Raw genomic sequence first — 14,652 nt, 5'->3', positions numbered from 1 at the left:
TCGTCCGGAACGCCGGGCGACCGCGTTCACGCAGCGAAGGGGGCTGGAGATCGTGGCGGGAGCCATCACCGACGACCGACCGTCCGCCGCCGAGGGGCGGCAGGGCAGGCCGTTGATCGTCACCGAGGACGTGGAACTGCTGGACGACCTGCTGCGCCTGTGCGCGGCCGCGGGAGCCCGGCCGGAGGTCCACCACGGAGTGCCGGAAGGCCGGGGCCGATGGGAGACGGCGCCGCTGGTGCTCGTCGGGAACGACGCGGCACGGCGGCTGCGCGGGGCCGCACGCAGACGAGGAGTGGTGCTTGTCGGCAAGGACCAGGACGACTCCGGGGTCTGGCAGCGGGCCGTGGAGATCGGCGCCGACCACGTGCTCATGCTGCCCGACGGCGAGCAGTGGCTCGTCGACCGCATCGCCGACGTGGCGGAAGGCGTCGGCAGGCCGGCGCTCACCGTCGGCGTCGTCGGAGGCCGGGGCGGCGCCGGGGCGTCCACGCTGGCCTGCGCCCTCGCCGTCACCTCCGCGCGCCAGGGCACCCGCACGCTCCTCGTGGACGCCGATCCGCTCGGCGGGGGCCTGGACGTGCTCCTCGGCGGCGAGAGCGCCGACGGACTGCGCTGGCCGGCCTTCGCCGCCTCGCGCGGACGGGTCGGCGGCGGCGCGCTGGAGGAGTCGCTGCCCGAAGTGCACGCCCTGCGCGTCCTCAGCTGGGACCGGGGCGACGCCGTGGCCATTCCGCCCCAGGCCGTGCGCGCGGTGCTCGCCGCGGGCCGACGGCGCGGCGGTGCGGTCGTCGTCGACCTGCCGCGCCGCATCGACGAAGGTGTCGCCGAAACGCTCGCCCAACTGGACATGGGGCTCCTGGTCGTCCCCGCCGAACTGCGCGCCGTCGCCGCCGCCTCCCGGGTCGCCTCCGCCTTCGGCATGGTCCTGCGCGACCTGCGCGTCGCGGTCCGCGGCCCGTACGCCCCCGGCCTCGACGACCACGAGGTTGCCCGCCTCCTTCGGCTGCCCCTCGCGGGCGAAGTGCCCACCGAGGCCGGGCTGTCCGACGGTGGCAGTCCCCCGGGTGCGCCACGCGGACCGCTCGCGCGCTTCTGCGAGGGCTTCTGGGAGCGCGCGGCGGCCCGAGGTGAGGCGGCGTGAACAGGACGCCGGGCAGCGCGAAGCCATGGGGAGCAGCACGGCGCGGGCGACGCGCGATCGGGGGCGAGGCCGTATGAGCGGGATGCCCGACGACGGTCTGCTGGACGGCGTACGGCAGTGGCTCGTCGAGAGCGGGGCCGAGCCGACGCCCGCGCGCGTGGCGCAGGCGCTGCGCGATCGGGGGCGGGTGCTCGGGGACGCCGAGGTGCTCGGGGCGGCCGAGCGGCTGCGGTCGGAGCTGGTGGGGAGCGGGCCGCTGGAGCCGCTGCTCGCCGATCCCTCGGTCACCGACGTGCTGGTGTCGGCCCCGGACCGGGTCTGGGTGGACCGGGGCGGCGGTCTGGAGCTCACCGGGATCTCCTTCCCGGACGCGGCGGCCGTACGACGCCTCGCGCAGCGCCTGGCGGCCGTCGCCGGACGCCGGCTGGACGACGCCCGACCGTGGGTGGACGCCCGGCTCCCGGACGGCACCCGGCTGCACGCGGTGCTCCCGCCGGTGGCCGTCGGTTCCACCTGTCTGTCCCTGCGGGTCGTCCGGCCGCGCGCCTTCACCCTCGCCGAACTGGTGGCGGCGGGCACAGTGCCGCCCGGCGGCGACCGCGTCCTGCGGGCGCTGATCCGCTCCCGGTTGTCGTACGTCATCAGCGGCGGGACGGGGACCGGGAAGACCACCTTGCTGAGCGCGCTGCTCGGGCTGGTTGACCCCGGCGAGCGGATCGTACTGGCCGAGGACTCGGCGGAGCTGCGGCCCGACCACCCTCATGTGGTGCGGCTGGAGGGGAGACCGGCGAACCAGGAGGGCGTGGGCCTCGTCGAGCTGCGGGACCTGGTGCGACAGGCGCTGCGCATGCGCCCGGACCGGCTGGTGGTCGGCGAGGTGCGGGGGCCGGAGGTGGTGGCCCTGCTGGCCGCCCTGAACACGGGCCACGAGGGCGGCAGCGGAACGCTCCACGCCAATGCCGCGGGGCAGGTGCCGGCCCGTCTGGAGGCCCTCGGCACGGCCGCGGGGTTGGACCGGGCCGCACTGCACAGCCAGCTGGCGGCCGCGTTGTCGGTGGTCCTGCATCTCGTACGGGACCGGGACGGCCGACGGCGGATCGACGAGGTGCACGTGCTGGAGCGGGACGGTTCGGGGCTGGTGGTGACCGTGCCGGCCCTCCGCTGGGGCGAGGCGGCGTTCGTGCACGAGCGGGGCTGGGAGCGGCTGCGGGGTCTGCTTCGGGGCGGGGCGCACGGCCGGGGGGACGAGATCTCCGGCGGGGTGCGAGGCCCGGACGGCGGGCGGGTGGACGAGACCTACGGCCGGGCTGGCGGCCTTCAGGAAGGGAGTGGGCAGCGGTGACAGGGGTCGGGGAGATCTCGGGGGTGGTGGCCGTGATGTGTGCCGGGGCCGCGGCCTGGATGTCGGACGAGGGGCGGGGCGCGGGGGTGCGGCGGGCGCGGTCGTTGTTGCCGGGTGGCGCGGTGGTGGGGCCGCCGCGATGGAAACGGGTCGTCGGCCGGGTGCGGGCGCTGGGGGCCGAGTGGTGGGCGCCGGTGGCCGGGTTGGTGATCGCGGTGCTCGGGGCGTCGGTGCTGCCGGTCGTCGCGGGAGCGGCCGGGGTTCCGTTGCTGAGGCTGGTGCGGCGGGCGGAGGAGGAACGCAGGGTCCGGGAGCGGCGGTGCGACGCCGTGGTCGCGCTGTGCGCGTCGCTCGCGGGGGAGGTGCGGGCCGGGCGACAGCCGGGCGAGGCGTTGACGCTGGCCGCGCGGGACTCCGCCGGACTGGGCGAGTCCCATGCCGTGGTGCTGGCGGTGGCCCGCTTCGGCGGGGACGTGCCGGGTGCCCTGGTGGACGCGGCGCGGCAGCCCGGTGCCGAGGGGTTGTCGGGGCTCGCCGCGTGCTGGCGGGTGGCCGTCGACCGGGGCGCGGGCCTGGCCGCCGGGCTCGACCGGCTGGAGGGCGCTCTGCGCGCCGAGCGTGACCAGCGGGCGGACCTGCGTGCCCAGTTGGCCGGCGCGCGCTCGACGGCTGTGATGCTGGCCGGGCTCCCGGTGCTGGGCCTGCTGCTGGGGACCGCGCTCGGCGCCAATCCCCTGCACGTGGTGCTGCACAGCACGGCGGGGATGGGCTGTCTGCTCGTCGGGGCCGTGCTGGAGGGCGCGGGCCTGTGGTGGGCGCTGCGGATCGTGCGGGGAGCTGAGACGGCGTGAGCGGGGAGCTTGTCCACAGGCTGGGGGTGACCGTCGCCGTGATCGTGGGGCTGTGGTGGCTGGTCCGGGCGCTCGACTCCGCGCGACACCGGCGAAGGCTGCGCGCCCGGCTGACCACGGTGCTCGCTCTGGTGGCCGAGCCGCCCCGGCGGAACCTCTGGACGCAGGGGGCCGTACGGCGATGGCTGCCGGTCGTCGGCGCGGTCTGCGCCGGGTGGGTGCTCGTCGGCGGACTCGTCGGCCTGCTACTGGGGCTGGCTGCCGGGGCCGGGGCCTGGCAGTGGCTGAGGAGGGCGCGGCGCGCGGGCGGCGAACCGGGCGAGGAGCACGACCTCGCCGCGGCGGCACGTCAACTGCCTCTCGCGGCCGACCTGCTGGCCGCCTGCATCACGGCCGGGGCGAGCCCGGTGGCGGCCGCGCAGGCCGTGGGCGAGGCCCTCGGCGGACCGGTGGGCGAACGGCTGGCCAGAGGGGCGGCGGAAGCGCGGCTCGGCGGAGAACCGGCCGAAGCGTGGCGCTCGTTGGCGGCGCTGCCCGGCGCCGGAGCCCTGGCGCGGCTGCTGGAGCGCGCCGACGAGTCAGGGGTACCGGCGGCCTCACCGGTCGCCCGCCTGGCCGCCGAGGCCCGCGCCGAACGGGGCCGCTCGGCGACGGAGCGGGCCCGCCGGGCCGCCGTGATGGTCACCGCACCGGTGGGGCTGTGCTTCCTGCCCGCCTTCATCGCGGTGGGTGTCCTGCCGGTGGTCATCGGGTTGGCGGACGGGCTGTTGGGAGGAGGTGGGCCGTGACGGGGCGGACGCCGGCGGGTGTTGCGCGGGGGCCGCCAGGGCGGACCGGAAGCGGGCGACGACGAACCGCGGTGATCAGCGGACGGACGAGACAGACGAGTGGTCAACGGAACAGAGCCTCACGGGGGTTGAGATGCGCAAGGCAGTACAGGCAGTACAGGCGATGCGGGCTGTGGTAGCAGTGCGGGAAACGGTGCGGGTACGGGTGTTGCCGGCCGTGCTGTGCCGGGTGCGCGCGGCGCGGAGGGACGCGGGGATGGTGACCTCCGAGTACGCGGTGGGGATCATCGCGGCCGTGGCCTTCGCCGCGGTGCTGTACAAGGTGGTGACCAGCGGACAGGTCCAGGCGGAGCTGCAGCAGATCGTCGGGCGGGCCCTCAATGGCGGGGCGTGAGCCGCGTCGGCTTCGCGCGGCACTGGGCGCCGACGGCGGGTTCGTGACGGCGGAGGCGGCCATGGCCCTGCCCGTGATGCTGCTGTTCGCGACTGCGCTCGTGTGGGCCCTGCTAGCCGCCTGCGCACAGATCCAGGTCGTGGACGCCGCCCGGGCCGGGGCGCGGGCGGCGGCCCGGCAGGACCCGCCGGGGGCGGTCGAGGCGGCGGCGCGGAAGACGGCGCCGGACGGGGCGGAGGTGCGCGTGGGCCGCGAGGGTGATCTCGTACGCGTCGTGGTCTCGGCCCGCGCGCCGGGGCCGGACGGACTGGGCCTCGACCTCAGCCACGCGGCCGTGGCTCTCGCGGAGGAGACGGTGGGGGAGGCGGGCGGGTGAGCGCGTTGTCGTGGTTCGGCCGGCGGTTCGGGGGCGTCCGTCCGGTCTCGGAGCGGCGGGCTCGCTCGGACAGAGGGTCCGCGACCGTCTGGGCGGTGGGGGCGATCGCGGTGCTGTGCGCGGTGTTCGGTGGCGTACTCGCCTTCGGCCAGGCCGTGCTGATCCGGCATCAGGCGGAGGGGGCGGCCGACCTCGCGGCCCTCGCGGCGGCAGACCACTGGACCAAGGGCGCCGAGGGGGCCTGCGCGACCGCGGAACGGGTGACGGAGGCCCAGGGCAGCCGACTGGTGCGCTGTGAGCTCCAGGGAGAGATCTCGGACGTCACGGCCGCCTCGGCGATGGGCCCACTCACCGCCGAGTCCAGGGCACGTGCGGGGCCACCGAACGCACTGGACGGTCCCGCGGGTGCGCCCCTCGAGGGGCGCGTGGAGCCGCGCGACCCGCCACACACGACCGGCAGCCGCCGGATCCCGGACACCCCCGAGCTCTGAGGCGCTCAGCACCCCGGGCTTCCTGGATAGGCACCCCCGAGCACTAAGGCACCCGGCCCTCCGGCGGAGACCCCGGCGCGGTGCGCAGCAGCTCGGTCAGGAGGCGTACGGCGCCCCGTTTGTGCAGCGGCTCGTTGCCGTTGCCGCACTTGGGGGACTGGATGCAGGAAGGGCAGCCGGCGTCGCACTCGCAGGAGGCGATGGCCTGGCGGGTGGCGGTGAGCCAGGCACGGGCCGTGTGGAAGGCGCGCTCGGCGAACCCGGCGCCGCCGGGGTGGCCGTCGTAGACGAAGACCGTCGGGAGCAGGGTGTCCGGGTGGAGCGGGACCGAGACACCGCCGATGTCCCAGCGGTCGCAGGTCGCGAAGAGGGGAAGCATGCCGATCGAGGCGTGCTCGGCGGCGTGCAGGGCGCCGCCGAGGATCTCGGGGTTGATCCGGGCCGCGTCGAGCTGGTCCTCGGTGACGGTCCACCAGACGGCGCGGGTGCGCAGCGTACGAGGAGGGAGGTCGAGTCTGGATTCGCCGAGCACCTCGCCGGTGATGAGGCGGCGGCGGAGGAACGAGACGACCTGGTTGGTGACTTCGACGGAGCCGTAGCACAAGCGGCCGTCGCCCCAGGGGACTTCGGTGTCGGTCTCCAGGACGGAAATGGCGGTGGTGTCGCGGGCGACCGTCGAATAGGGCGGGTCGGCTTGTTGGACGAGAGCGACGGAGTCCTCCAGGTCCAGTTCGCGGACCAGGTAGGTGCGGCCCTGGTGCAGATGGACCGCGCCCTCGTGGACGGTGGTGTGGGCGGCGCCCGCGTCGACCGTGCCGAGGAGCCGGCCGGTGCCGGTCTCGACGACCTGGACGGGGCGACCGCCCTGGCCCCGGATGTCGGCCAGGTCGGCGGCGCGTTCGCGGCGGGTCCAGTGCCAGGCCTTGGCCCGGCGGCGGAGCAGTTTCGCCGCCTCCAGCTGCGGCAGGAGGTCCTCGCAGGCGGGGCCGAACAGGACGAGGTCCTCGTCGGTGAGGGGCAGCTCCGCGGCCGCGGCGCAGAGGTGGGGGGCGAGGACGTACGGGTTGTCGGGGTCGAGGACGGTCGATTCCACCGGTCGGTCGAACAGGGCCTCGGGGTGGTGGACCAGGAAGGTGTCCAGCGGGTCGTCGCGGGCGATCAGGACGGCGAGGGCGCCCTGGCCGGAGCGTCCGGCGCGCCCGGCCTGCTGCCACAGGGAGGCGCGGGTGCCGGGGTAGCCGGCGATGAGGACGGCGTCGAGGCCGGAGATGTCGACGCCGAGTTCGAGGGCGGTGGTGGCGGCGAGGCCGAGGAGCTCGCCGGAGTGGAGGGCGCGTTCGAGGGCGCGGCGTTCCTCGGGGAGGTAGCCGCCGCGGTAAGCGGCGACGCGGCGGGAAAGGGAGCGGTCCACCTCGGCGAGGCGTTCCTGGGCGATCACGGAGATCAGCTCCGCGCCGCGCCGGGAGCGGACGAAGGCGACCGAGCGGACGCCCTGGACGGTGAGGTCGGTGAGCAGGTCGGCGGTCTCGGCGGTGGCCGTGCGGCGTACCGGCGCGCCCTTCTCGCCGTGCAGCTCGGTGAGCGGGGGTTCCCAGAGGGCGAACACCAGTTCGCCTCGGGGTGAGGCGTCGTCCGCGACCTCGGTGACCGGGACTCCGGTGAGGCGGTGGGCGGCGACCGAGGGCTCGGCGGCGGTGGCGGAGGCGAGGAGGAAGACGGGCTCGGCGCCGTAGCGGGCGCACAGGCGGCGCAGGCGCCGGAGCACCTGGGCGACATGGGAGCCGAAGACGCCCCGGTAGGTGTGGCACTCGTCGATGACGACGTACTTCAGGGCGCGCAGGAAGGAGGACCAGCGGGGGTGGGAGGGGAGGATGCCCCGGTGCAGCATGTCGGGGTTGGTGAGGACGTAGTTGGCGTACTGGCGGACCCACTCGCGTTCCTCGACGGGGGTGTCGCCGTCGTACACGGCGGGGCGTACGGCGTTTCCGAGAGGTTGTGAAAGTTCCTTCACGGCTCGGCACTGATCCGCCGCGAGGGCCTTGGTGGGGGCCAGGTAGAGCGTGGTCGCGCCACGGCCGTTGGGGGCCTCGGAGCCGTCCAGGAGGCGGGAGAGGACCGGGACGAGGTACGCCAGCGACTTGCCGGAGGCGGTGCCGGTGGCGACCACGACCGATTCGCCGTCCAGCGCGTGCTCGGCGACGCGTGCCTGGTGGGCCCAGGGATGTTCGATTCCGGCGGTCTGTACGGCGGCGACCACTTCCGGCCGGATCCGGTCGGGCCAGACGGCATGGCGACCCGCACGTGGGGGCACATGCTCCGTATGAGTGATGCGCGAAGCCCGGCTCGGCCCCGAGGCGAGCCGGTCCAGGACGGTGCCCGGCGAGGGGCTGGAGGCGGTGTCCGTCGGGGTTCGATCGGATCGGTGATTCTTGGCCATCGGCATCGAGTGTGTCACCGGCGTGACGGACAATGGAGCCAAGGCGTCGTGCACGCCTGCCGGTAAGTGATTGAATGCCATCGCGGCTGGCGAACCGTCCCGGGGGCTTTCAAGCCGAGGTGTCCCGAGGGGCGAACGCTCGATAGCAAGGTGCTGGAGGATCCGTGGACCTGTCCCTGTCGACCCGTACCGTCGGCGATCGTACGGTCGTCGAGGTCGGTGGCGAAATCGACGTTTATACCGCGCCCAAGCTGCGTGAGCAGCTGGTCGAGCTGGTCAACGACGGGAGTTTTCACCTCGTCGTCGACATGGAGGGCGTCGACTTCCTCGACTCCACCGGGCTCGGCGTACTGGTGGGCGGCCTGAAGCGAGTACGGGCCCATGAGGGCTCGCTGCGCCTGGTGTGCAACCAGGAGCGCATTTTGAAGATCTTCCGCATCACCGGTCTGACCAAGGTGTTCCCCATCCACACCTCGGTCGACGAAGCGGTGGCGGCCACTGACTGATCACGTCCGTCCGGGCCCCGTGCCCGGACGGCCACAGACAAGTGAGGAGGACCGGGCCCGTGCGGTCCGGCCTTCCGACAGCACGCCCGTAGTTCCGAGGGGGATGCATGGCCACCGTTGAACTCCGCTTCAGCGCGCTGCCCGAGCACGTCAGGACCGCCCGACTGGTGGCGGCAGCGGTGGCGCGCAGGGCCGGAGTGGACGAGGCCGTCCTCGACGAGGTCAGGCTGGCCGTCGGCGAGGCGTGCACCCGTGCCGTCGGACTGCATCAGAGCAGCGGTATCTCGGCGCCGGTGCGGGTGTTGCTGATCGAGGAGGAGAAGCAGTTCTCCATCGAGGTGGGCGACGAGGCGCCGCACGCCGTCCCCGGTGACCGGTCATCGGGTGCCGGGGAGGCGGACGCCGAAGTCGAGGAGGACGACATGGGGCTCGCGGTCATCAGCGGCCTCGTCGACGACGTGGAGGTGTCCGCCGGCGAGAACGGCGGCCTGATCCGCATGACCTGGCCGACGACGCCGTCGGTCGCGGTCGTGCTCTGACCGTGCATCCTCCCAGTTTCAAGTAGTACCGCGAGGGCCCTGCTGAGCAGGGCCCTTCGTGTTTTTCCGGCAATTTGTTCCGATCATTGTTCATCGGAACACCGGAATTCGTGAAGGGATTCACGATCATTCGCGTGATAATTGATCAAGTGTCAATGCCTTTGAGGCGTTACTTCTTTCGAGTAGCGTGGTCGGGTCCGGATCATTTGCTGAAGAGCATGTGAAGGCCAATTCTGTTTCCCGCGCACTGTTTTGATCAGGTTCACCTCCCTAGAATCCGTCCACATCTTGAGCTCAGCCCAAGCGTCAAGGAGGACGAATGGCGGGGCTTTCTACCCCTCAAAGGTTTGACCACACCGCGAACTTCGCAGCCGCGGTGCTCACCGACGACAACCGGATCATCGTCATGGTGATCGGTGTCGTGGCCCTGGCAGCACTCGTCGTCGCCGGGGTCCTGGTGCGCCAGGTGCTCGCGGCGGGTGAGGGCACCGACAGCATGAAGAAGATCGCGACGGCCATCCAGGAAGGCGCGAACGCCTATCTGGCACGGCAGTTGCGCACGCTCGGCGTATTCGCCGTCGTCGTGTTCTTCCTGCTCATGCTGCTGCCCGCGGACGACTGGAATCAGCGCGCCGGGCGATCGGTGTTCTTCTTGATCGGCGCGGCGTTCTCGGCGGCCACCGGCTATATCGGTATGTGGCTCGCCGTGCGCAGCAATGTGCGCGTCGCCGCGGCGGCCCGGGAAGCTACACCGGCGGAAGGCGAGCCGGAAAAGGATCTCACCGCCGTCTCGCACAAGGCGATGAAGATCGCATTTCGCACCGGCGGCGTCGTCGGCATGTTCACGGTGGGGCTCGGCCTCCTCGGCGCGTCCTGCGTGGTCCTCGTCTACGCGGCCGACGCGCCCAAGGTGCTGGAGGGCTTCGGCCTCGGGGCCGCGCTCATCGCCATGTTCATGAGGGTCGGCGGCGGCATCTTCACCAAGGCCGCCGACGTCGGCGCCGACCTGGTCGGCAAGGTCGAGCAGGGCATTCCGGAGGACGACCCGCGCAATGCCGCGACCATCGCCGACAACGTGGGCGACAACGTCGGCGACTGCGCGGGCATGGCGGCCGACCTCTTCGAGTCGTACGCCGTGACGCTCGTCGCCGCGCTGATCCTCGGCAAGGCCGCGTTCGGCGACTCAGGGCTCGCGTTCCCGCTGATCGTGCCCGCGATCGGCGTACTCACCGCGATGATCGGCATCTTCGCGGTGGCACCCCGTCGCACCGACCGCAGCGGGATGTCCGCCATCAACCGCGGGTTCTTCATCTCCGCGGTGATCTCGCTGGTGCTCGTCGCCATCGCCGTCTACGCCTATCTGCCCTCGTCGTACGCCGACCTCGACGGGGTCACGGACACGGCGATCCAGGGCCATGCCGGCGATCCGCGGGTCCTCGCGGTCGTCGCGGTGGCCATCGGCATCGTGCTGGCCGCGCTGATCCAGCAACTGACCGGCTACTTCACCGAGACCACCCGGCGTCCCGTACGGGACATCGGCAAGAGCTCGCTGACCGGCGCGGCCACCGTCGTCCTCGCCGGTATCTCCATCGGTCTCGAATCGGCCGTCTACACCGCCCTGTTGATCGGCCTCGGTGTGTACGGGGCGTTCCTGCTCGGCGGCACGTCGATCATGCTCGCGCTGTTCGCGGTGGCGCTGGCCGGCACCGGTCTGCTCACCACGGTCGGCGTCATCGTCGCCATGGACACGTTCGGGCCGGTCTCCGACAACGCGCAGGGCATCGCCGAGATGTCCGGCGACGTCGAGGGCGCGGGCGCGCAGGTGCTCACCGACCTGGACGCCGTCGGCAACACCACCAAGGCCATCACCAAGGGCATCGCCATCGCCACGGCCGTCCTCGCGGCCGCCGCGCTCTTCGGCTCGTACCGCGACGCGATCCTCACGGCCGCGAACGACGTCGGCGAGAAGGTCTCCGGCGAAGGCGCGCCCATGAACCTGATGATGGACATCTCGCAGCCCAACAACCTGGTCGGGCTCGTCGCGGGCGCCGCGGTCGTCTTCCTCTTCTCGGGGCTGGCGATCAACGCGGTCGCGCGGTCGGCCGGTTCGGTGGTCTACGAGGTGCGGCGGCAGTTCCGCGAGCACCCCGGCATCATGGACTACAGCGAGAAGCCCGAGTACGGCCGGGTCGTCGACATCTGCACCAAGGACGCCCTGCGAGAGCTGGCCACGCCCGGTCTGCTCGCGGTCATGGCGCCCATCGCGATCGGGTTCACGCTCGGGGTCGGCGCGCTCGGCGCGTATCTCGCCGGCGCGATCGGGACCGGGACGCTGATGGCGGTGTTCCTCGCCAACTCCGGTGGCGCGTGGGACAACGCCAAGAAGCTCGTCGAGGACGGCCATCACGGCGGCAAGGGCAGCGAGGCCCATGCCGCGACCGTCATCGGCGACACGGTCGGCGACCCGTTCAAGGACACGGCGGGGCCGGCCATCAACCCGCTGCTGAAGGTGATGAACCTCGTCGCGCTGCTCATCGCGCCCGCGGTCGTCCAGTTCAGCTACGGCGAGGACAAGAGCGTCGCGCTGCGGGTCGCCATCGCGGTGGCCTCCATCGCCGTCATCGTCGGCGCGGTGTACGTGTCCAAGCGGCGCGGGATCGCGGTGGGTGACGAAGGCAACCCCGAGCGGGTGGCCAAGTCGGCTGATCCAGCGGTGGTTTCGTAGACGGTTTTACGACCGGCTCTGCCAGGGGCCAGCTCAAGGGGCGGGCGGACGGCGCGTGTTGACGCGTCGACCGTCCGCCCCTTGGCCGTGCCGGGGGTGCCCGTGAGCCTTCTCTCTCTTGGTGCAAACGGTTACAAAAGGGTGCAGCAGGGGTGCTCGGCACACAGGTGGCTCCCATTCGGCGTGTATGTTCCGGGGCCGAGAGCCATGGAAGGGACCAATCCGGTGAACAAGAAGCTCGCGGCCGCACTGTCCGGCGGTGCGGTACTGGTACTGGCGCTGTCCGGCTGCAGCGGCGACGACGAGACGAACGACAAGCTGAACTCCTGGGCCAAGGAGGTCTGCGACTCGGTGCAGCCGCAGATCAAGAAGATCGCGGCGGCCAACGCCTCGATCCAGAAGGAGACCTCGGACGACAGCGCGCCGGCGGACGTGCAGAAGGCCGACTCCCAAGGCTTCCAGGACATCTCCGACGCCTACAAGGCGATGGCGACGGCCATTCAGCAGGCCGGGGCGCCGGACGTCGAGGAGGGCGAGAAGAAGCAGAAGGCCGCGGTGGCCGAGCTGAACCAGCTGTCCACGGCGTACGGGGAGCTGAAGAAGAAGTCGGACGCCCTGAACATCAAGGACCAGGCGAAGTTCGCGGACGGGCTCGAAGGAGTCGCGACGGAGCTGGAGAAGCTGAGCAAGACGGGGAGCGACGCGCTGAAGGAGCTGGAGAAGGGGGAGGTCGGGCAGGCGATGGCCGAACAGCAGAGCTGCAAGTCCGCGGGCACGTCCGGGGCGGCGTCGGTGCCGGCTGTGCCGTCTGAGGGCTGACGGTCGCTCTCGGCGGTCGGTGCGGGTATGCCGGGCCGGGGTTGATCGGGCGTCCCTGGTTGCAGGTCGGCGGGTGGGGTGAGCGGGGTTTGACCGGGTGCCCGGCGGTTTGGTTGGGCGGGGGTGAGTTCCGCGGCTCGGCGGTGACGAGGTGCCGCCTGCGCCCACCCTCCCCCACTCTCGGCTTCGCTCGAGCGGGAGGTGCCCCCATCGCTCCAGCGGCACGATTGCCCGCAGCCATGACGTGGCGTCGGGGTGTCGCCCCAGGGGACGATTGCCTGCAGCTCTGACGTGGCGTCGGGGTGTCGCCCCCGCGGCGCGACTGTCCGTAGGTATGACACGGTCGGGGGCCGAGGCCGGGACAGCGACGAAAGTCGCAGTCGGGACGGCGTGGGGGCCACAGGAGAGAACGCGGGGTGTGTGCCGCTGAGGCGGGTCGTGGGGCGCGGTTACGCTGGGCGGTGTGAGTGACTCCAGGCTGTCTTCGTTGCCCTCTGTTGATCGGTCCGATGTCGCCGCTCGGTTGCGGGAGGCCTTGCTCGGGGCCGAGTTCACCGCCGACGGGCTGCTCGAACTGCTCGGTGCGCCCGCGTACGCGGCCCTCGCGCGGAGCGAGGTCGTGCCCGCGCTGAGGGCGACACGGGGGGAGACGGCGCTGGAGGCGCTGGTCCGGCTGTTCCTGTTGCAGGAGCCGGTCGTACGCGCGCGTGTGGAGGGCGTGCTGCCTGTCGACGCGTGCGTCGAGAGCGGCTGGCTCGTCCGCGTCGGTGGCGACGGGGACGAGGTCGCCGCCACCGTCGACGTCCGGCCGTACGGCGGCCCCGGCGGCGAGGACTGGTTCATCGTCTCCGACCTGGGGTGCGCGGTCGGTGGGGCCGGCGGGATCGGGAGCCGGGACGAGGGCGTCGTGCTGGGGGTCGGCGGAGCGTCCACGACGCTGGCCGGGATCACCGTACGGAGGCCCGTCGCCGCCGCCCTCGACCTCGGGACCGGCTCCGGCATCCAGGCCCTGCACGCCGCGCAGCACGCCACGCGCGTGACGGCGACCGATCTCAACCCGCGCGCGCTGCACATCACGGCGCTCACGCTGGCGCTGTCCGGAGCCCGCGCCGCCGAGCTGCGGGAGGGTTCGCTCTTCGAGCCGGTCGGGGCGGACGAGACGTACGACCTCATCGTGTCGAATCCGCCGTTCGTGATCTCGCCCGGTGCCCGGCTGACGTACCGCGACGGCGGGATGGGCGGGGACGACCTGTGCCGCACGCTCGTCTCGCAGGCGGGTGAGCGGCTGAACGAGGGCGGGTACGCGCAGTTCCTCGCCAACTGGCAGCACGTGGAGGGGGAGGACTGGCAGGAGCGGCTCAGGTCGTGGGTGCCGCGCGGCTGCGACGCGTGGATCGTGCAGCGCGAGGTCCAGGACGTCACGCAGTACGCGGAGTTGTGGCTGCGGGATGCGGGCGACCACCGCGGTGACGTGGCCGAGTACCAGGCGCGGTACGACGCGTGGCTCGACGAGTTCGAGGCGCGGAAGGTGAAGGGCGTCGGGTTCGGGTGGATCACGCTGCGGAAGTCGGCCGCGGCGGAGTCGGAGCCCTCGATCACCCTGGAGGAGTGGCCGCATCCGGTCGAACAGCCGCTCGGTGAGGCGGTGCGGCAGCACTTTGCGCGTGTCGACTACCTGCGGGCGAACGACGACGCAGCGCTCCTGGAGGCGCACTTCCGGCTCACCGCCGAGGTCGTCCAGGAGCAGGTCGGGCTGCCCGGCGCCGAGGACCCCGAGCATGTGGTGCTGCGTCAGAACCGTGGGATGCGCCGGGCCACGAAGGTGGACACGGTGGGCGCGGGATTCGCCGGTGTGTGCGACGGCACGCTCAGCGCGGGGCGGATTCTGGACGCCATCGCCCAACTCGTCGGCGAGGACCCGGTGGCCCTGCGTGACCGGACGCCGGTCCAGATCCGCCTCCTCGTCGAACAGGGGTTCCTCGAACCGGCTCGGTGATCCGCCCCGCACCGGTCCCGCACCGGCGCGGGAGCCCGTCCGGGCTCCCGCGCACCCGGTGACGATTTCCGGACCGTCCGATGACGGGACCGGTACCCCGCGCGGCGCCCGTTCCCGTGATGGGCGGGGCTGGTTCGCACCTCTGAGACGCATGTGCCTCCTCTGTCTGGATTGGTCCGTAAAAGGGCTCCTGTCAGTGGTGCGTGCGAAGCTATTTTCAAGAGACGGATTCGACGTGTCCTCG

The 14,652-nt window shown here is 72.5% G+C and carries 13 protein-coding genes; 12 read left to right on the top strand and 1 reads right to left on the bottom strand.

The features are described from left to right. The first annotated feature begins 52 nt into the window (after window positions 1-52). The 7 genes from ssd (at window position 53) to P8T65_RS19710 (ending at window position 5,386) form a co-directional block, all read left to right on the top strand. On the top strand, window positions 53-1,144 hold the full coding sequence (ssd, locus tag P8T65_RS19740; RefSeq protein WP_316726598.1) for a septum site-determining protein Ssd: 1,092 nt from the start codon (window positions 53-55) through the stop codon (window positions 1,142-1,144). Between the two features lie 73 nt (window positions 1,145-1,217). Further along, on the top strand, window positions 1,218-2,486 hold the full coding sequence (locus tag P8T65_RS19735) for a TadA family conjugal transfer-associated ATPase (RefSeq protein ID WP_316726597.1): 1,269 nt from the start codon (window positions 1,218-1,220) through the stop codon (window positions 2,484-2,486). Window positions 2,487-2,521: 35 nt separating this feature from the next. After that, window positions 2,522-3,337 (top strand): type II secretion system F family protein, encoded by an 816-nt coding sequence (locus P8T65_RS19730; protein ID WP_316731644.1) that lies wholly within the window; start codon window positions 2,522-2,524, stop codon window positions 3,335-3,337. Beyond that, window positions 3,334-4,125: a type II secretion system F family protein gene (locus P8T65_RS19725; protein ID WP_316726596.1), complete on the top strand. Its 792-nt coding sequence runs from the start codon at window positions 3,334-3,336 to the stop codon at window positions 4,123-4,125. The genes P8T65_RS19730 and P8T65_RS19725 overlap by 4 nt, the downstream gene beginning before the upstream one ends. A gap of 163 nt (window positions 4,126-4,288) precedes the next feature. Then, complete coding sequence (locus P8T65_RS19720; RefSeq protein WP_399103165.1) at window positions 4,289-4,519, top strand: DUF4244 domain-containing protein; 231 nt, start codon at window positions 4,289-4,291, stop codon at window positions 4,517-4,519. After that, window positions 4,506-4,895, top strand: a complete 390-nt coding sequence (locus P8T65_RS19715) for a TadE family type IV pilus minor pilin (RefSeq protein WP_184905216.1) — start codon at window positions 4,506-4,508, stop codon at window positions 4,893-4,895. Before P8T65_RS19720 ends, P8T65_RS19715 begins: the two co-directional genes overlap by 14 nt. Beyond that, window positions 4,892-5,386 (top strand): Rv3654c family TadE-like protein, encoded by a 495-nt coding sequence (locus tag P8T65_RS19710; RefSeq protein WP_399099366.1) that lies wholly within the window; start codon window positions 4,892-4,894, stop codon window positions 5,384-5,386. The genes P8T65_RS19715 and P8T65_RS19710 overlap by 4 nt, the downstream gene beginning before the upstream one ends. Window positions 5,387-5,429: 43 nt before the next feature. Here the strand turns inward: P8T65_RS19710 and P8T65_RS19705 are convergent, their stop codons facing one another. Next, the gene (locus tag P8T65_RS19705; RefSeq protein ID WP_316726594.1) at window positions 5,430-7,904 is read right to left on the bottom strand and encodes a DEAD/DEAH box helicase; all 2,475 of its coding nucleotides are present in this window, start codon (window positions 7,902-7,904) and stop codon (window positions 5,430-5,432) included. 83 nt (window positions 7,905-7,987) lie between these two features. On the opposite strand from P8T65_RS19705, the gene bldG reads away from it, so the two are divergent. From bldG to P8T65_RS19680, 5 genes are all read left to right on the top strand, one after another. Next, window positions 7,988-8,329, top strand: a complete 342-nt coding sequence (gene bldG, locus P8T65_RS19700; protein WP_005475923.1) for an anti-sigma factor antagonist BldG — start codon at window positions 7,988-7,990, stop codon at window positions 8,327-8,329. Window positions 8,330-8,436: 107 nt separating this feature from the next. Then, a complete protein-coding gene (locus tag P8T65_RS19695; RefSeq protein WP_316726593.1) occupies window positions 8,437-8,868 on the top strand; it encodes an ATP-binding protein in 432 nt (143 codons plus the stop codon). Window positions 8,869-9,187: 319 nt separating this feature from the next. Then, on the top strand, window positions 9,188-11,593 hold the full coding sequence (locus P8T65_RS19690) for a sodium-translocating pyrophosphatase (RefSeq protein WP_316726592.1): 2,406 nt from the start codon (window positions 9,188-9,190) through the stop codon (window positions 11,591-11,593). A gap of 207 nt (window positions 11,594-11,800) precedes the next feature. Next, window positions 11,801-12,412: a small secreted protein gene (locus P8T65_RS19685; RefSeq protein ID WP_316726591.1), complete on the top strand. Its 612-nt coding sequence runs from the start codon at window positions 11,801-11,803 to the stop codon at window positions 12,410-12,412. 463 nt (window positions 12,413-12,875) lie between these two features. Further along, window positions 12,876-14,408: a methyltransferase gene (locus P8T65_RS19680; RefSeq protein WP_316726590.1), complete on the top strand. Its 1,533-nt coding sequence runs from the start codon at window positions 12,876-12,878 to the stop codon at window positions 14,406-14,408. Window positions 14,409-14,652: the final 244 nt, after the last annotated feature.

The sequence above is a fragment of the Streptomyces sp. 11x1 genome, from assembly GCF_032598905.1.
Classification (GTDB): Bacteria; Actinomycetota; Actinomycetes; order Streptomycetales; family Streptomycetaceae; genus Streptomyces.
Note: the sequence above shows the minus strand (reverse complement) of the source record. Positions and strands in the feature narration are given on the sequence as shown.